General features: G+C 71.4%; 14 protein-coding genes. 6 read left to right on the forward strand and 8 right to left on the reverse strand.

Annotation, left to right across the window (positions count from 1 at the left end):
• Window positions 1–17 precede the first annotated feature (17 nt).
• Window positions 18–1,184: a pyridoxal phosphate-dependent aminotransferase gene (locus tag ABD466_RS33360; protein ID WP_344661215.1), complete on the reverse strand. Its 1,167-nt coding sequence runs from the start codon at window positions 1,182–1,184 to the stop codon at window positions 18–20.
• Between the two features lie 211 nt (window positions 1,185–1,395).
• Between ABD466_RS33360 and ABD466_RS33365 the strand changes: the two genes are divergently transcribed.
• Window positions 1,396–2,322 carry an LLM class F420-dependent oxidoreductase gene (locus ABD466_RS33365; protein WP_344661216.1) on the forward strand — a complete coding sequence of 309 codons (927 nt, stop codon included), beginning with the start codon at window positions 1,396–1,398 and terminating at the stop codon, window positions 2,320–2,322.
• A 10-nt stretch (window positions 2,323–2,332) separates the two neighbouring features.
• Window positions 2,333–3,142, forward strand: coding sequence for a pentapeptide repeat-containing protein (locus ABD466_RS33370; protein WP_344661217.1), 810 nt, complete (start codon window positions 2,333–2,335; stop codon window positions 3,140–3,142).
• 16 nt (window positions 3,143–3,158) lie between these two features.
• On the opposite strand, the gene ABD466_RS33375 is transcribed toward ABD466_RS33370, so the two are convergent.
• From ABD466_RS33375 to ABD466_RS33385, 3 genes are all read right to left on the reverse strand, one after another.
• A complete protein-coding gene (locus ABD466_RS33375; RefSeq protein WP_344661218.1) occupies window positions 3,159–4,229 on the reverse strand; it encodes a chitosanase in 1,071 nt (356 codons plus the stop codon).
• 64 nt (window positions 4,230–4,293) lie between these two features.
• Entirely contained in the window at window positions 4,294–4,944 is a 651-nt protein-coding gene (locus tag ABD466_RS33380; RefSeq protein WP_344661219.1) for a DUF47 domain-containing protein, read from the reverse strand.
• On the reverse strand, window positions 4,941–5,933 hold the full coding sequence (locus ABD466_RS33385) for an inorganic phosphate transporter (protein WP_344661220.1): 993 nt from the start codon (window positions 5,931–5,933) through the stop codon (window positions 4,941–4,943). The genes ABD466_RS33380 and ABD466_RS33385 overlap by 4 nt, the downstream gene beginning before the upstream one ends.
• 151 nt (window positions 5,934–6,084) lie before the next feature.
• Here ABD466_RS33385 and ABD466_RS33390 point away from each other — a divergent pair, with 151 nt between their 5' ends.
• Window positions 6,085–7,200, forward strand: a complete 1,116-nt coding sequence (locus tag ABD466_RS33390; protein WP_344661221.1) for a pyridoxal-phosphate-dependent aminotransferase family protein — start codon at window positions 6,085–6,087, stop codon at window positions 7,198–7,200.
• Window positions 7,201–7,306: 106 nt separating this feature from the next.
• On the forward strand, window positions 7,307–8,254 hold the full coding sequence (locus tag ABD466_RS33395; protein ID WP_344661222.1) for a LysR substrate-binding domain-containing protein: 948 nt from the start codon (window positions 7,307–7,309) through the stop codon (window positions 8,252–8,254).
• Here ABD466_RS33395 and ABD466_RS33400 read toward each other — a convergent pair.
• From ABD466_RS33400 to ABD466_RS33410, 3 genes are all read right to left on the reverse strand, one after another.
• Complete coding sequence (locus ABD466_RS33400) at window positions 8,251–8,598, reverse strand: S26 family signal peptidase (RefSeq protein WP_344661233.1); 348 nt, start codon at window positions 8,596–8,598, stop codon at window positions 8,251–8,253. The two genes, ABD466_RS33395 and ABD466_RS33400, sit on opposite strands and share 4 nt — an antisense overlap.
• A gap of 67 nt (window positions 8,599–8,665) precedes the next feature.
• A complete protein-coding gene (locus ABD466_RS33405; protein WP_344661223.1) occupies window positions 8,666–10,627 on the reverse strand; it encodes a serine/threonine-protein kinase in 1,962 nt (653 codons plus the stop codon).
• Between the two features lie 124 nt (window positions 10,628–10,751).
• Window positions 10,752–12,344, reverse strand: a complete 1,593-nt coding sequence (locus ABD466_RS33410; RefSeq protein ID WP_344661224.1) for an acyl-CoA synthetase — start codon at window positions 12,342–12,344, stop codon at window positions 10,752–10,754.
• 143 nt (window positions 12,345–12,487) lie between these two features.
• Here ABD466_RS33410 and ABD466_RS33415 point away from each other — a divergent pair, with 143 nt between their 5' ends.
• Window positions 12,488–13,246, forward strand: coding sequence for an LLM class F420-dependent oxidoreductase (locus tag ABD466_RS33415; RefSeq protein WP_344661225.1), 759 nt, complete (start codon window positions 12,488–12,490; stop codon window positions 13,244–13,246).
• 67 nt (window positions 13,247–13,313) lie between these two features.
• Here the strand turns inward: ABD466_RS33415 and ABD466_RS33420 are convergent, their stop codons facing one another.
• A complete protein-coding gene (locus ABD466_RS33420; RefSeq protein WP_344661226.1) occupies window positions 13,314–15,995 on the reverse strand; it encodes a GH92 family glycosyl hydrolase in 2,682 nt (893 codons plus the stop codon).
• A gap of 203 nt (window positions 15,996–16,198) precedes the next feature.
• Here ABD466_RS33420 and ABD466_RS33425 point away from each other — a divergent pair, with 203 nt between their 5' ends.
• On the forward strand, window positions 16,199–17,197 hold the full coding sequence (locus ABD466_RS33425; protein WP_344661227.1) for a LacI family DNA-binding transcriptional regulator: 999 nt from the start codon (window positions 16,199–16,201) through the stop codon (window positions 17,195–17,197).
• Window positions 17,198–17,321 lie beyond the last annotated feature (124 nt).

Below are 17,321 nucleotides of genomic sequence, written 5' to 3' on the forward strand. Positions count from 1 at the left end.
GACAGCGAACTGACTTCTCAGCCCATGTGCAGCCGTCCCAGCCGCTGCACGGCCTCGGCGAGCACCTCGTCCTTCTTGCAGAACGCGAACCGCACCAGGCTCCGGGCCGCCGCGGTGTCGTCGTAGAACACCTGGTTCGGGATCGCGACGACGCCGCAGCGTTCAGGCAGCGCGCGGCAGAAGGCCATCCCGTCCTCCTCGCTCAGGCCGCTGATATCCGTCGTGACGAAGTACGTCCCGTCCGGGCGGAACACCTCGAACCCGGCCGCGGCCAGCCCGGCCGTCAGCAGGTCGCGCTTGCGCCGCAGGTCCGTGCGCAGCGTCGTGAAGTACTCGTCCGGCAGAGCGAGTGCCGTTGCCGCGGCGTACTGGAACGGCCCGCCGGAGACGTAGGTGAGGAACTGCTTGGCGCTGCGGACCGCCGACACCAGCGCCGGTGGCGCCGTCACCCAGCCGATCTTCCAGCCGGTGAAGGAGAACGTCTTCCCGGCCGAGCCGATCGTCACCGTCCGCTCGCGCATCCCCGGCAGCGTGGCCAGGGGGATGTGCTCGGCGCCGAACGTCAGGTGTTCGTACACCTCGTCGGTCACCACCAGCAGGTCCCGCTCCCGCGCCAGCTCGGCGACCGCCTCGGACTCGGCCCGGGTGAGCACCATCCCGGTGGGGTTGTGCGGGGTGTTGAGCAGCAGCAGCCTCGTGCGATCGGTGACGGCGGCGCGCAGCGCGTCCAGATCCGGGCGGAAACCCGGCGGCCGCAGGGTGACCGGCACGCGGACGCCGCCGGCCATCGCGATGCACGCCGCGTAGGAGTCGTAGTAGGGCTCGAAGGCCACGACCTCGTCGCCCGGCTCCAACAGGGCCAGCAGGGCCGCCGCGATGGCCTCGGTGGCGCCGGCGGTCACCAGCACCTCGGAGTCCGGGTCGAAGTCCAGGCCGTAGAAGCGCTTCTGGTGCTCGGCCACCGCCGTCCGCAACTCCGGGATCCCGGGTCCCGGCGGGTACTGGTTCCCGCGGCCCGCCAGCACCGCCTCCGCCGCCGCCTGCTTGACCTCCTCCGGCCCGTCGGTGTCCGGGAAGCCCTGCCCCAGGTTGATCGAGCCGGTCGCGGCGGCCAGTGCCGACATCTCGGCGAAGATGGTGGTGCCCATCGGGGCCAGGCGGCTGTTGACGTAGGGGGTGCGCATACCGTCATCCTGCCGCACGCCGGCCCGGCCGACAGTGTGCGAGTGGCCGGAACGAGGGACGAGCCGCAGTTCCGGGAGCGCTTCGCCCGGGAGGTGGCGATGGTCCGTGCGGTGTCGGGCCCGTTCGTCGTACCGGTCGTGGACGCCGTGCCGACCTCCCAGCCGGACCCGCCGTCCACCACCCTCGGCCCGCATGGGCCACAATTGGGTCATGGACTTGCGCATCTTCACCGAGCCGCAGCAGGGCGCCAGCTACGACACGCTCCTGGCCGTCGCGAAGGCCACGGAGGACCTGGGCTTCGACGCCTTCTTCCGGTCCGACCACTACCTGAAGATGGGGAGCGTCACCGGCCTGCCCGGTCCCACCGACGCCTGGATCACCCTGGCCGGCCTCGCCCGGGAGACCAAGCGCATCAAGCTCGGCACGCTCGTGACCCCGGTCACCTTCCGGCTGCCCGGGCCGCTCGCCATCTCGGTGGCGCAGGTCGACGCGATGGCCGGCCCCGGCCGCGTGGAGCTGGGGCTGGGCACGGGCTGGTTCGGCGAGGAGCACACCGCGTACGGGATCCCGTTCCCGGACAAGCGGTTCGACCTCCTGGAGGAGCAGCTGCAGATCGTCACCGGGCTGTGGAACACCCCGGACGGCGAGACGTTCAGCTTCAAGGGCGAGCACTACAGCCTCGCCGACTCCCCGGCGCTGCCGAAGCCGGCGACCAGCCCGCACCCGCCGATCATCATCGGCGGCGGCGGTCCGAAGCGCACCCCGCGCCTGGCCGCGCAGTACGCGAGCGAGTTCAACACCTCGTTCCGTCCCTTCGACGACAGCGAGCGCCTGTTCGGCACCGTCCGCGAAGCCGTGTCGGCCAACGGCCGCCACCCCGACTCGATGACCTACTCCGCCGCCCTGGTGGCCTGCGTCGGCCGCGACGAGGCCGAGTTCGCCCGCCGCGCCGAGGCCATCGGCCGCGAGCCCGCCGAGCTGCGCGAGAACGGCCTGGCCGGCACGCCGGCGGAGGTGGTGGAGAAGATCGGCCGCTACGCCGCCATCGGCGCCCAGCGCCTGTACCTGCAGATCCTCGACCTGTCCGACCTGGACCACCTGGAGCTCATCGCCTCCCAGGTCATGGGCCGGCTCTAGCAAGGACCCCATGAACCGCCCCGACCTGCGGGCCGACTGCGCCGACTGCTTCGCGCTGTGCTGTGTGGGGCTGACGTTCACGGCGTCCCGCGACTTCGCCATCGACAAGTCCGCCGGGACGCCGTGTCCCCACCTGGCATCCGACGACCGCTGCTCCATCCACACCGGCCTTCGCGGCCGTGGCTTCCAGGGCTGCACCGTCTACGACTGCTTCGGCGCCGGACAGAAGCTGTCCCAGCAGACGTTCGGCGGCGTCTCGTGGCGCACCGGCACCCCGGACCGCGCCCGGCAGATGTTCGCGGCCCTGCCGGTGATGCGCCAGCTGCACGAGATGCTGTGGTACCTGGCCGAGGCCGAGACGCTGGCCGGCGCCTCGGCGTTGAAGACCGAACTCGGATGGTCGGCCGACGAGACCGAGCGCCTGACCCGGTTGCCGGCCGAGGAACTTCTGGCGCTGGACGTGGCGGCGCACCGCGCCGGGGTCAGCGAACTGCTCGCGGAAGTCAGCGCCCTGGTCCGCGCTGGCGTCGGCGGCGGCCGGAAGAAGGACCGCCGCGGCGCCGACCTCATCGGCGCGCGGTTGCGCAACGCCGACCTGCGAGGCGCGGACCTGCGGGGCGCGTACCTGATCGGCGCCGACCTGACGGGCGCCGATCTGCGCAAGGCGGACCTGATCGGTGCGGACTTGCGGGACGCTGTTCTGTGCGGCGCCGACCTCACCGGCGCGGTGTTCGTGACGCAGGCTCAGCTGAACGCGGCGCTGGGGGATCAGGGGACGAAGATCCCGGCGGGGATGGCGCGGCCGGGGCACTGGAGCTGATACGTCCGCGCAGGGCCTAGTCGATCGTGTAGGCGTCCCCATACACCGACCAGTGCAAGGGCGTGGCCAACGCCAGGTTGCGGTTCTTCACGAACACCCGCTGCTCGGTGTCGATGCGGCTGGTGTCCTGGTGGCTGGGATCGGCCTTCATCGCGACGATGCGGGCGTCGAGGAACGCGTTCAGGTAGGCGACCTCGTCCCCGCCCTGGGACGGCGGCTTGGCCTTGCGCAGCGTCGCGGCCCGGATGCCGCCGAAGCTCAGCGAGTCCGAGCCCGGGCCGTGCATCACCAGGGCGTCGTAGTAGATGAACTGGCCCAGGGCGCCCAGACCGTCGGCCTTGGCCTGACTCACCGCCGGGTTGAAGTACGTGCGGTCGCGCTCGTCGTTCTGCGCCTGCTGGAACAGCGGGTCTGCGGCCGCGGCCTTCCAGTCCGAGGTGAAGTTCGGGTCCAGGCCGTCGTGGGTGTCGCTGCCGTTGTCCGCCTTCAGCGCGTTGAGATACTTGGCCAGCACGTTGTTCGGCTTCAGCGCTGTGTAGTGCTGCACGAGTTCCAGCATGTCCCCGGTGCCGGAACAGAAGCCGATGAGGCCGCCGGTGTAGCCGCGGCCGTCCTTGATGTCCTCGATGTACTTGTACTGCGCGCGCCAGTCCAGGCTGGAGTTCTCCGCGCTGGAGACCAGCTCCATCGCGATCTCCTTCTTGCGCGGGTCGTCCAGGCCGGTGCCGGACGACGGCGTGGCGGTGGAGGTCGCGGCCGAGGACGGATGCGGCCCGGTCGAGGTCGCCGACGGACGACCCGGAATGTTGCTCCCGCTCGGCTTGGGAACCGGCGTGCTCGCCGTTGTCGCCGACGGACTGCCCGAGGCGCTGGCCGGGGTAGTAGCGGGAGCCGTGTCGGCCGGCTGACTCGCCGAGGAGGCGCCACCGGGGCTCGTCGAGACGGTGCCGAGCAGCGGGCTCGACGCGGCGACCGCGCCCTTCGCGGCGTGGTCGCCGGGGCTCGGCACCGCGACCGCCACACCGACGGCGACCGCCGTCGCCGACACCGCGACCGCGGCCAGGACAGCGTTCGGGGGCATTTTCATGCGGACGAGTATCGAGGTCTCAGGAGCTTGTCACCACCGATCGCGGCGATCCTGTAAGAAACCTTCACCGTCCCCGCTTCATCGCCCCGTCGGCCAGCCCGTCCGCCGCGTCGCCCAGCCGCAGCCCCACATCCCCGAGCCGTCGGTACAGCTCCCGAGCCTTCATCGCCTCGGCGGCGTCGCGCTCCGGCGTGCCGCCGGTCAGCAGCGTCGCCAGCTCGTACTGGTACGCCCGCACCACCGCTCCGGCCGCCTTGCGCGCGGCCAGCGTCGCGGCGCGCAGATCGCGGCCCGGGCCCAACGCCGCCACCGCCTCGTCCAGCGTCCGGATGCCGGCCGAGACCAACGCCGCGAGACCGCGGTACCGGCTCACGTCGGTGACCTGGTACAGGTCCGCTTCGCGCACGAAGTCGCGGAGGGTGTCCAGCACGTCGTCGATCGACCGCGACACCCGGTTCAGGTCCTCGCGGTCCACCGGCGGCGAGAGCGTCGCGGCCAGGACCGCCAGCAGGGCCGCCCGCCGGTCGTCGCCGTCGTGCTCGACCGCCTCCATCCGGGCGCGCGCCGCCTCCCTGCCGGTCGTGCCGTCCAGGAGCGCCGCCGTGAGCTCCGCGCCCTCCGCCGCCACCGCCACCTGGGCTCGCAGGGCCCTGATCAGGTCGGCGTCCGCGCGTCCGCTGATGGAACGCAGCGTGGTGGCTATGCGGGTCCTCACACGAGCTCCTTCACACCTGCAGCCAATACCGCCGCCATCCCGGCGCTCAGCGGCAACGTCACCATCCACGCCGCCCCGATCCGCCCCGCCTGCCGCCATCGCACGCGGCGCGCCCCGGTGCCGAGCCCCGTCCCGAACAGCCCGCCGGCGACCGACTGCGTCATCGAGACCGGGAATCCGAGTGCCGCGCTGCCGAGCACCGCCACGGCCGCGGCGAGCTCGGCGGTCACCGTGTCCAGCGGCCGCAGCGGCACGATGCCCGACCCCAGCGACGCCGCCGCCCGCGGCAGGCCGAGCAGTGCTCCGAGGCCGAACAGCACGCCGCAGCACACCAGCGCGCTGACGCCGAACGGCACCGAGCCCGTCGCGGCGCCGCCGGCGGCCACCGCGCACAGCGCCACCATCTTCTGGCCGTCGTTCGCGCCGTAGGCCAGGCACTGCAACGGAAACGCGACGCGATGGGTCCGTCCCACGGCCGCGGCGGCCGGCGACCGGCGCGGTCCGGCCAGCCGCAGCGAGCGCGTCACCAGCCACGCGATCAGGGAGCTGACGACCGGTGCGAGCGCCGCGGCGAGCAGCACGGTGCCGACCGACGCGACCGGCACCGGCAGTCCCCAGCCGAGCCCGGCGCCGGTGAGACCGCCGACGACGGCCAGCGTCAGCGACGTCGGCAGTCCGCGCAGCGACAGCAGCAGCACCACGGCCAGGGCCACCGCGACCCCGACCGTCAGCGCGGCGCGGCCGGAGGCGTCGGGGCCGAACCGCACCAGGCGGCCGAGGAACGTCGCCGCCACCCGGGTGCCGAACAGCACGGGGCCGGCGGTCGTGGCGGCGACCAGCACGCAGAACGAGAACAGCGTGGACAGGCTCGGGATCCGCAGTCCCGGCGAGAGCAGAGCCCCGCCGTCGTTGATCCCGCTCACCACGGCGAAGGAGCCGGCCAGCAGGACGAGGGCGGCGGACCAGACCGTCCCGGTCGCTGCGAGCATCGTCGAGCCCTTCGATAGGTGAACGGAAGGTGAACGACAGACTAACTCAAGGGGTGGGACGGGAGGTCGGGCGCCCCCAAGGTTTCAGCTATGGGGGCCATGCCAGAACGGGCATCGCGCGCCTCGTGATCAGCCGCCTAGCCTGAGCGGCATGACTGAGACCTCCGTCGGCCCCCTCGTTCTTCTCAACCCCGGTCCGGCCTGCACCACCGACCGCGTCCGCGCCGCGCTGGGCCGGGGCGACTGGTGCCACCGCGAGCCGGAGTTCTCCGAGCTGCTGGCGTCCATCCGCTCCGGGCTGAGCCGGGTGCTGAACGTCGGCGACACGCACGAGGCGATCGTCGTCACCGGCTCCGGCACCTCGGCGATGGAGATGGCGGTGATCAGCGCGGTGCGCGCCGGCCGCTCGATCCTGGTGGTCCGCAACGGCGTCTACGGCGACCGGCTGGCGAAGATCGCCGAGGTGAACGGGATCGCCGTGCACTCGGTCACCAGCGCGTGGACCGAGCCGGCCGATCCGGAGGCGGTGCGCGCGGCGCTGGCCGAGCACCCGGACGTGGACGCGGTCGCGGTGGTGCAGCACGAGACCACCACCGGCATGATCAACCCGGTCGGCGCCATCGGCGCGGTCGCGCGGGAGGCCGGCGTGCTGCTGCTGGTCGACGCGATCAGCGCCACGGCGATCGAGGACGAGGGCCACGAGGATCTCCACGCCGACATCATCTGCGGCACCGCGAACAAGGGCCTGCACGGTCTGCCGGGCATCTCGTTCATCCTGTGCTCGGCCAAGGGGATCGAGCGCATCCAGGAGGTCCCGGTCCGTTCGCTGTATCTGAACGCTGACACCTACCTGACGGGGCAGCGCAAGGGCGACGTGCCGTTCACCCCGGCCGTGCAGGTGTGCTTCGCGCTGGACGAGGCCATCAAGGAGTTGGAGGAGCGCGGCGGCGTCGCGGCGCGGGTGGCGGAGTACAAGGAGCGTGCGGCCCTGGTGCGCGCCGGCTTCGAGCGGCTGGGCCTGTCGATCCTGATCCCCGAGGAGCACCGCTCCAACTCGATCTCGATGATCTACCTGCCCGAGGGCATCACCTACTCCGAACTGCACGACGCGCTGAAGGACGAGGGCTTCGTCATCTACGCCGGACAGGGCGACCTGGCGAAGACGTTCTTCCGCGTCTCCACGATGGGCGAACTGCCGCTGCCGGTGCTGGAACGGTTCCTGACGAGCCTCGAAACGTCCATCGCCAAGATCCGCGCCGGTCGCTAGAGATCTATCCACCGTTAACCCCGCTGGCTAGGCTGACGGTCAACGGGGCGTGTTCCGGCACGTCCCGGGACCGCCGGAGACATTCTCGGGTGGGAAGGGCCGAAGCGTGACACAGCTGAACCTGCACCGTCTGTCGATCTTCATGACAGTGGTCGAAAGCGGCGGCTTCTCGGCGGCGGCCCAGAAGCTCTACATGAGCCAGCCCTCGGTCTCCAACCACGTCCGCAACCTCGAGCAGTCGCTCCAGACCACTCTCATCGACCGCTCCGGCCCCCGCATCCGCCCCACCGCCGAGGGCGAGGTCCTGGTGGAGTACGCCCGCCGCGTGTTCCTCCTGACCGAGGAAGCGGTCGCCGCGATCCGCGAAGTGTCCGGCGTGCAGTCCGGCCGGCTGGAGGTCGGCGGCACGACGACGGTCGGCACCTACCTGCTCCCGCGCCTGCTGGCCCGCTTCCGCGACCGCCACCGCAACATCGAGTGCGACATCGTGGTGGGCAACAACGGCCAGATCGTGAAACGCCTCCTGGACGGCGAACTGGGCCTGGCGATCGTCGCGGGCCAGCCCGGCGCCCCCCAGCTGAAGACGGAGACCGTCCTCGACGAACGCCTCCTCCTGGTCGCCGCGCCAGGCCACGCACTGACCCGCCGGCCGGACGGCACGCCCCGCGGCCCCCTGACCCCCACCGACCTCGCCGGCGAACGCTTCCTGCTCCGCGAACCAGGCTCCCAGACCCGGGACCTCCAGGAAGCCGCCCTGATCGGCTGGGACCTCGACGACATGGCCAAGGCCGACATGTGGGGCCCCGAGACCATCAAGCAGTCGGTCGCCGCCGGTCTCGGCATATCCCTGATCTCCGAACACGCCATCGACTCCGAGGTCCGCGAGGGCAGGCTGGTGGTGTTGGAGATCGAGCCGGCGCTGCGGTCCCGACCGGTGGTGGTCGCCTACCGGCGGGACCGGTTGCTGTCACCGGCGGAGCGGGCTTTCCTGGGGCTGGTGCGGGGGTTGCGGACGTGGCCGGCTTTGGACGGGGGACAGCGGGCGGTGGCTTAAGCCGAACCCTCCGCCACCTTCCCCATAGTCCCCGCCCGCGCCACGCCCTCGATCTCGACGCAGATCCCGAATACGCGCGCGTGCCCGGTCCACCCGTTGACGCGCCCGCGGTTGTTGCTGATCTGCACCCGCGCGTTCGCGTGGTCCACGGCCGACACCAGGTGCAGATACGTCGTCCCGGCCACGCGCACCAACACGATGTCGCCGGTCTCCAGCTTCGCCGGTTCCACCGGCGCCACCGTCACCTGCTGCCGACTGCGGATCAGCGGCACCATCGACGTCCCGGTCGGGCGGAACCGGACCCGCTCACCGGCGGCGACCCGTGTCGCGACCGCGTCCAACATCCCCACGCCCGCAGCATCGCAGACCACCGATGCGCGGGCGATGTGTTTTTCGCCGGCGGTGCTCCGGTTACGCCGGCGGTGCTCCGTGCGCGCCGTCGCACAGCGGGACGCCGCCGAAGTCGCCGTCGTTGTCGCCGCCCGCGGCGGAGACCGCGTTCACCCAGCCCCAGCCGCCGTGGTCGGAGGCGGTCCAGGCCCACCACTTGTTGTAGTACTGGCCCTGGTGTTGGGTGCGGCCGGTGGCCTGGCACAGGACCCAGTTCGTGCCCTGGTGCAGGTAGCCGGTGATCGAGCCGCTGCTGGTGTAGACCGGAGAGCCGCCGCTCGAGCCGTCGCCGGGGGTGTCGAACGGGCAGTTGTAGCCGGTGCCCTGGGAGGTCGAGGTGGTGCCGCTGCACGGGACCGGCGCGGGGGCGGGCGGTGCCGGCTGGGAGGTCGACGGGGCCGGCTTGGACGTCGACGCGGCCGACGACGGTGGGGCCGCCGTCGTGCTGTGGGACGCCGACGAGCTCGGCGGGTGGGCCGTCGAGCCCCCGCTGGAGGACGGCTGCTGGCCGCCGGCCGGGGCGCCGCCGGAGGAGGACGGTGCCTGGTTCGAGGCCGGGTTGCCGCCGGAGGCGGGGGCCGCGGCGGACGTCGGCACGTTGTCTCCCGAGCGGGGCGCGCTGCCGTTGCCGGAGATGTCCGACGCGTCCTTGCCCGACGGGCTCTGTCCCGGCGCCGAGGACTGGCCGCTCGCGGTGGCGCCCTGAAGAGCCGTCGAGTCCTTGTGGTCGCTCCCCTGGGAGGAGAACATCACGGCCCCGGCGACCGCCACGACGGCCAGCGCCACGCCGCTGATGATCGCGACCGGCTTCTTGCGGCTCGGGGGAGCCTGCCTGCCCCGCCCGCGCGGACCGCCCTCGGCGGGGGGAGGCCCGGGGTTGTAAGGGCTGACCATCGGCGGAGGCGTCGGAAGCCGGGTCTCCATACGCGGCGTCTCGAACCGCGGCGTGTCGAACCGCTGGCCGCCGGCCCCGGCGCCGCTACCTGCCCCACCACCTCGCGCCAGGTTCAACCGAGCCGTCTCAGCCGCGGCGAACCCCGCCGTCAGGTCGTAATCCCGCACCGTGTGCCGCGCCAACGGCTCCGGCAGCCACGTCGAAGCCAACTCGTACGTGTCATCCGTCGCGGACGCGTCGGACCAGTCGGGCGTGGTGGGGACGCCCGGCCAGTCGCTCGTCCCCCGCAGCCGCGCGGCGGTGGCCGCCATCCGCCCCGCGTCCGGCCGCTGCGCCGGGTCCTTCGCCAGGCACGCCGTCACCAGCGGCCGGAGCTCCTCGGGGAGGTCGGCGAGGTCGGGCTCGGCGTGCACCACCCGGTAGGCCACCGTCACCGGCTCGCCGCCGCCGAACGCCATCCGGCCGGTGGCCGCGAAGCTCAGCACGGCGCCGCCGGCGAACACGTCGCCGGCCGGCAGCAGCGCCTGGCGCTCGATGCGCTCCGGCGCGATGAAGCCGGCCACGCCGAACACGCCGGCGTGGGTGGCGGTCAGCTTGGTGTCGTCGGTGGCGCGGGCGATGCCGAAGTCGATCAGGCGCGGGCCGTCGGCGGCCAGCAGGATGTTGTTCGGCTTGATGTCGCGGTGCACCACCCCGGCCTCGTGCACGGCCCGCAGCGCCTGGCCCAGGCACTCCGCGAGGACCGCCACCGTCTCGGTGGGCAGCGGCCCGAACCGGGTCACGGCGGCGTCCAGGGTGGGGCCGGCGACGTACTCGGTGGCCAGCCACGGCGACTCGGCGTCCGGATCGGCGTCCAGCACCCGGGAGATCCAGGGGCCGGACACCCGGCGCGCCGAGGAGATCTCGCGGCGGAAGCGGGCCCGGAAGTCAGGGTCCTGGAGGAAGTCCTGGCGGACGACCTTGACGGCGGCGGGCCGGCCGTCGGGATCCCATCCGAGATAGACGCTGCCCATGCCCCCGGTGCCGAGCCGGGCCGTGAGGATGTACGGCCCGATCCGCTGCGGGTCCCCGGCCCCGAGAGTCTGCATCGTCCCCATCCCGTATGACTCGACTGGCGATCAGATGGTTACCATACCGATGACAAGGCCGATCATGGCCATCGCCTCAGCGATATGCGTCGCCATGCATGGATCAAGCCACACAACGGGGAAATCAATCGGCCGTCGCGGCGGCCCGCAGCTCGCGCTTGAGCACCTTCCCCGACGGGTTCTTCGGCAGCGCCGAGACGATGACCACGCGTTTGGGCGTCTTGAAGCCGGCCAGCCGGGCGCGGCAGAAGTCGACGACCTCCTCCGGTGCCAGGTCCATTCCGGGCTTCACGACCACGGCGGCGCAGACCATCTCGATCCAGTACGGATCCGGCACACCGAACACGGCCACCTCGGCCACCGCAGGATGCTGATACACGGTCTCCTCGACCTCGCGGCTGGCGACGTTCTCGCCGCCGGTCTTGATCATGTCCTTCTTGCGGTCGACCACCCGCAGGTAGCCTTCGTCGTCCATGATCCCGAGGTCGCCGCTGTGGAACCAGCCGCCGCGGAACGCCTCGGCGGTGCGCTCGGGGTCGTTCCAGTAGCCCCGCATCGTGTGCGGGCCGCGGTGCACGATCTCGCCGACCTCGCCGCGCGGCACCTCCCGGCCGTCGTCGTCGACCACCAGCGTCTCGACGTTCAGCGCGGCCCGGCCCGCCGACCCGGCTCTGCGCTCCTGGTCGTCGGGGCCGAGGACGGTCGCCACCGGCGACATCTCGGTCTGGCCGTAGAAGTTGTAGAGCCGCAACGCGGGCAGCCGCCGCCGTAGCTCCGCCAGCACCTCGACCGGCATCGCGGCGGCGCCGTAGTAGCCCTTGCGAAGCGAGCGGAGGTCGCGCGCGTCGAAGTCGGGGTGGCGTAGCAGGGCGATCCAGACCGTCGGCGGGCAGAAGAGCTTGGTGACGCCTTCCTCCTCGACGGTGCGCAGGATCGCGGCCGGATCGGCGCCGGGCAGGACGATGCTGGTGGCGCCGAGCTGGACGTCGGGCGTCAGGAAGCAGTGCAGCTGCGCGCAGTGGTACAGCGGGAGGGCGTGGACCTCGACGTCTCCGGCGGCCATGTCGCCGGAGACGATGGCGCTGGTGTACTGCGCGACCAGGTTGCGCGTGGTCATCACGGCGCCCTTGGGGCGGGACTCGGTGCCGGACGTGTACATGATCTGGACCGGGTCGTCGTCGCCGACGGGGACCTGCGGCTCGGTGGCGTCGGCGTCCTCGTCGGCGTACCAGGCCGTGAAGTCGAGCCAGCCTTCGGGATGCCCGTGCTCCGTGCCGATGGCCGCCTTGAGCAGCGGTGTCGCTCCGGCGGCTGCCCAGGCGCGGTCCGCCGTGCCGCACAGCGCGTCCTCGGCGATGACCGCGACGGCGCCGGAATGCGTGACGACGTAAGCGATCTCCTCCGGGCCGAGCATGAAGTTCACCGGTACGGAGACCGCGCCCAGCCGCGCCAGCGCGAAGTACGCGACGACGAACCCGTGCGAGTTGTGCGCCAGCAGCACCACGCGGTCGCCGCGGCCGATCCCCTGCGCGGCCAGCGCGTTCGCCGCCCGGTTGACGGTCGCGTCGAGCTCGGCGAAGGTCTGGCGCACGGCGCCGAAGACGAGCGCGAGCTTGTCGGGATCGCGGGCGGCGCTCCGACGGAGGAGGTCGCCGAGGGAGTTGCGGCGGGCGATGGCCTGGTCGGGCGCGGGGTGCCATCCGTGCTGGTCCGTCATCGGTCCAGCGAACTGGGAGAGGACGGACGGCGTCAAGGGCCCGACCGGATCGAGCGCCTTTTGTGCGCCATTAGCCTGAACGTCGTCTCGTTGCGGAATTACCCGGTGTCGCGGGGGCGCCCGCCAGAGATAACGTGCCGCGCATGGCGAGATTCAAAGTGGGCGTTCAGATCCGCCCGCAGCACACCGACATCACCGCGTTGCGCCAGGCCTGGGAGCGGGCCGACGCGCTGGGGGTCGATGCGATCTTCACGTGGGATCACTTCTATCCGTTGACCGGGGATCCGGAGGGGACGCACTTCGAGGGGTCCAGTCTGCTCGCGGCGATGGCCGTGACCACGACCCAGGCGCGGTTCGGCATGCTCGTCTACTGCAACAGCTACCGCAACCCCGAGCTGCTGGCCGACATGTCGCGGACCATCGACCAGCTCTCCGGCGGCCGGCACATCCTGGGGATCGGCGCCGGCTGGTTCCAGCGTGACTATGACGAGTACGGCTACGAGTTCGGTACGGCGCCCGACCGGCTCCGGGCGCTGCGCGACGCACTGCCGCGGATCAAGGAGCGGCTGGGCAAGCTCAAGCCGGCCGCCGCGGACCTGCCGATCATGATCGGCGGGGGCGGGGAGAAGGTGACGCTGCGCCTGGTCGCGGAGTACGCCGACCTGTGGAACACCTTCGGGCCGGTGGAGAACTTCCGGCACAAGAACAACGTGCTGAACGAGTGGTGCGCGAAGGTCGGGCGCGACCCGAAGGCCGTGGAGCGCACCGTCATGATCCGCGACGACGAGATCGACGACTACCAGTCCTACCTGGACGCCGGCGCGGACCACATCATCCTCGGCGCGGACTTCCCCTACGCGATGGACAACGTGGAGCGGCTGCTGGCGCACGCGCGCAGCTGATGGCGATCAGGGGCCCGGCTCGCAGTCGAGCCGGGCCCCTGATTTGTTTTCTGGTCGGCTCACACCATCAGGACGGCAGCTTCCACTTCTGCGCGTTCGTCCCGTTGCAGTCGTAGATCTGCAGCTGGGTGCCGTTGGTCGTGGTGCTGTTCGGGTCGTCCAGGCACTTGTTCGACTGCGGGTTCAGCAGCGATCCGTCGGCCTGCTGCCGCCACTGCTGCGCCCCGGTGCCGTTGCAGGTGTAGAGCTGCACCAGCGTGCCGTTGGTGGTGCCGCTGTTCTTCACGTCCATGCACTTGCCCATGATGCCCAGGCTGCCGTCCGGCTTGACGGTGAACTGCTGCGCCACGGTGCCGTTGCAGTCCCACAGCTGGATCTTGTTGCCGTCGGCCGTGCCGCGGCTGCTGTCGTCGGCGCACTTGCCGGCGATGCCCGAGGTGATCGGGCCGACGCCGGGGGTGCTGCTGGCGTCGTAGGCCGGCGGGGCGTCGCCGGCGCCGCTGCCCCAGGACGAGGCCGAGGAGCCCAGCGTCCAGTCCAGCGTCACGCCGTTCTTCCACGTGGCCTGCGACATCCAGTTCGCCGTGGACGCGACGCCGTTGACGTTCAGCGACTGCACGTAGTAATTGGCGGCCGACGCGGCCGGGGCGTTGATCGTCATGGTGCCGCCGCTGGGCAGGTGCACCACGGCCTGGGTGAAGATCGGGCTGTTGAACATCAGGTCGCCGCTGCCCGGCGTCACGGGGTACATGCCCAGCGCGCCCCAGACGTACTGGGCGGACATGGTTCCCAGGTCGTCGTTGTTCGGGAAGGCCGCCGAGGTCGGGGTGTCCTTGTAGAACTGGTTCAGCATGCGGTTCACGACCGACTGGGTGTGCGACGGGGCGCCGGTCCAGTTGTAGAACCACGGCGTGCCCAGGTCGAACTCGTTGGACAGGAACGACTGGTCGCCGTTCGAGCCGTCCATCGTGGTGAAGAAGGAGTCCAGGATCGAGTTGGTCGCCGCGTTGCCGCCCAGCAGCTTGGCCTCGGCCGGCTGGTCGAAGGGCACGACGAAGCGGTACTGCGCCGCGGTGCCCTCGATGAACCCGTTGCCGCTCGTCGAGGTGATGCCGACGAAGTCGCCGTTGGAGTTCACGGGGTTGATCAGACCGTTGCCGGTGTTGAATATGTGCTTCCAGTTGTTGGCCCGGACGTTGAACTTGGTCGCGTTCGCCGAGTCGCCCAGGGTGGCGGCGAACCGGGACAGAGCGAAGTCCGCCTGGTCGTACTCCAGCAGGCTGGCCGCCGAGCCGTGCACGTTGCAGCAGCCGAGGCTGCCGTTGTACAGGTCGTCGGGCAGGTAGCCGTAGGTGTTCTCCAGCGTGGTGCCGCGGCGCACGTTGTTGTCCGTGGTGGCCTCGTGCACCATGTCGGTCAGCGCGGTGGAGGTGTCGAAGCCGGTGGCGCCGAAGGCGTAGTAGTTCGCCAGGGCGGCGGTGGCCGGGTCGCCCGCCATCACCCAGTTGTAGAAGTTCATGAAGCCCCACTGCGGGAACGTCCCGCCCTGGGCGTAGTCGTTCACCAGCGACTGGGCTATGTCCGAGGTCTGCGACGGGGCGACCAGCGCGGACAGCTGCGTCTGCGCGTGGTAGACGTCCCAGCCGGAGAACTGGTCGTACTGCCCGTGCCCGCTCGGCGCGGTGTGCACCGCGTTGTCGAAGCCCATGTACTGGCCGTTGACGTCGCTGACCAGGTTGGGGTGCAGCAGCACGTGGTACAGCGAGGTGTAGAACAACTGCTGCTGCGCCGCGGTGCCGCCGGCGATCTGCATCTTGTTCAGCAGCGTGTTCCACGAGCTGTGCGCGGCGCTCTGCACGGCGTTGAAGTCGAAGCCCGAGTTCTCCGCGGCCAGGTTCGCCGAGGCGTTGGCGGCGCTGACGAAGGAGAGCCCGACCTTGGCCTGCACCACGTGGTTCGAGCTGGCGTTGAAGGTCAGGAACACCGAGTTCGGGCCGGGCTGGCCGGTCTCGGTGATGATCTGCGAGGCCGTGAAGGGCTGGTCGAAGACCATGTCGAAGTGCACGGTGTAGCTGCCGGCCTCACCGCAGAAGTTGCCGCTCGTCGCCGAGCCGGTGACCTCGTTGTTCCCGACGATCTGCGCCGTGCTCGCCGAGGTGCCGTTCTGGCTGTCCAGCAGCTTGAGCAGGACGTCGGCCTGGGTGGTCGACGGGTAGGTGAAGCGCGCCATGCCGGTGTGCGGCGTCGCGGTCAGCTCGGTCTTCACCGGGGTGGAGCCGGTGCTCACCGTGTAGTACCCGGCGTTGCCGACCTCACCGGTGTGCGAGAGCGGCTCGTCGTGCACGCCCGGGTCGCCGGACGGCAGCCCGCCGGTCATCGGCAGCACCGGCACGTCGCCCATCGCGCCGCAGCCGGGGCCGGCCATGTGCGTCAGGCTGAAGCCGCGGGTCGAGGTGGCGCCGTAGTCGTAGCCGCCGCCGTCGTTGCGGCTGCCGTTGGGGGAGTCCGGGCTCCACTGGACCATGCCGAACGGCACGTCCGCGCCCGGGAAGTCGTTGCCGCCGCCACTGGTCATCACCAGCGTGTTGACCGTGGAGGCGGGGTCGGCGACGAAGCCCGCGGCGTGCGCGGTCCCGGCGCCCAGGGCGGTGCCGCCCACAGTGGCGGCGGCGACCAGGGCTCCGGTCGATATCAGGGAGCTGAGGCGCGATCTGCGCCTGGCCGAGGTGCTGTGGTGCGAACCGGTCACGATGTCTCTTCTCTCGGGAAGGCGGCTGACTCGCAATGGGCGCCGTGACGCGTAGCGTCTCCTTAACGGGTGGCGGTGGGTGACGGGTGGGCCTGTGAACGTTCACAGCGCACCGGGGATTGTCTGGCCCCTGAGAAGACTTGTCAATGCCGCGCAGGCCGGATTTGAGGCTGGTAACGTTAACCGCGGGAGAGGGAGGGTGGATGGCGGAGCGGCCCACGATGAAGGACGTGGCGCGGGCGGCCGGGGTGTCGCTGATGACGGTCTCGCGCGTGGTGGCCGGGGAGTCCGGCGTGGCGCCGCGGACCGCGGCGCGCGTCGAGGAGGCCATCAGGACACTGGGTTACCAGCGTAACGACATCGCGCGGAACCTGCGGCGCAAGGCGCAGGACTCACGCACCATCGGCCTGGTGGTCGACGACCTGGCGAACCCGTTCTTCTCCGCGCTGGCGCGCTCGGTCGAGGACGAGGCCTACCGTCGCGGCTTCCTGGTCCTGGTCGGCAGCACCAACGACGACCCGAAGCGCGAGCGCGACGTGGTCTCCGCCTTCTGCGCCCGCCAGGTCGACGGCCTGGTGCTGGTGCCGACCGGGGGCAACCGCGCGTTCTTCCGCGAACAGATGGCCCGCGGCGTCAAGGTGGTCTGCGTGGACCGTCCGGCGGCCGGGCTGTCCGTGGACTGTGTCGCGGTCGACAACCGCGCCGGCGCCGGCGCCGCGGTGCGCCACCTCCTGGAGCACGGGCACCGCCGGATCGCGTACGTGGGGGACCGCCAGGAGATCTGGACCCAGCGCGAGCGCTTCGCGGGCTACGAGGAAGCCCTCGCCGCCGCCGGCCTGACGGTCGAACCGCCACTGGTCCGGCACGGACTACGCGGCCACCGCGAGGCAGCCACGGCCATCCACGAGCTGATGGCCTCCCCGACTCCGCCGACCGCGCTGTTCTCCGGCAACGACCTGGTCACGCTCGGCGCGGTCGACGCCGGCGCCTCACGCCGCTTCGCCCTGGTCGGCTTCGACGACTTCCTGCTGGCCGACAAGCTGAACCCACCGGTCTCGGTGGTCAGCCAGGACCCTGCCGCGCTCGGCCGCACCGCCGCGCAGCTGCTGTTCGGCCGGATCGACGGCGACGACTCCGCGCCGCGCTCCGTGGTGCTGGCGACGAAGTTCATCGACCGGGGATCGGGCGGACCGGTGGCGTAGCTGGTGCGCGGGGGCTCGCAGTTCGTGGGTGTGGGTGTGGGTGTGGGTGCGGGTGCGGGTCGGGGTCCGGGTGCGTGTCCGGGGGCGTTGGCGGGTGGCGGCAGCGTGTAGGGGCTGCGGAAGA

Source organism: Catenulispora subtropica (assembly GCF_039531675.1).
Lineage (GTDB): Bacteria > Actinomycetota > Actinomycetes > Streptomycetales > Catenulisporaceae > Catenulispora > Catenulispora subtropica.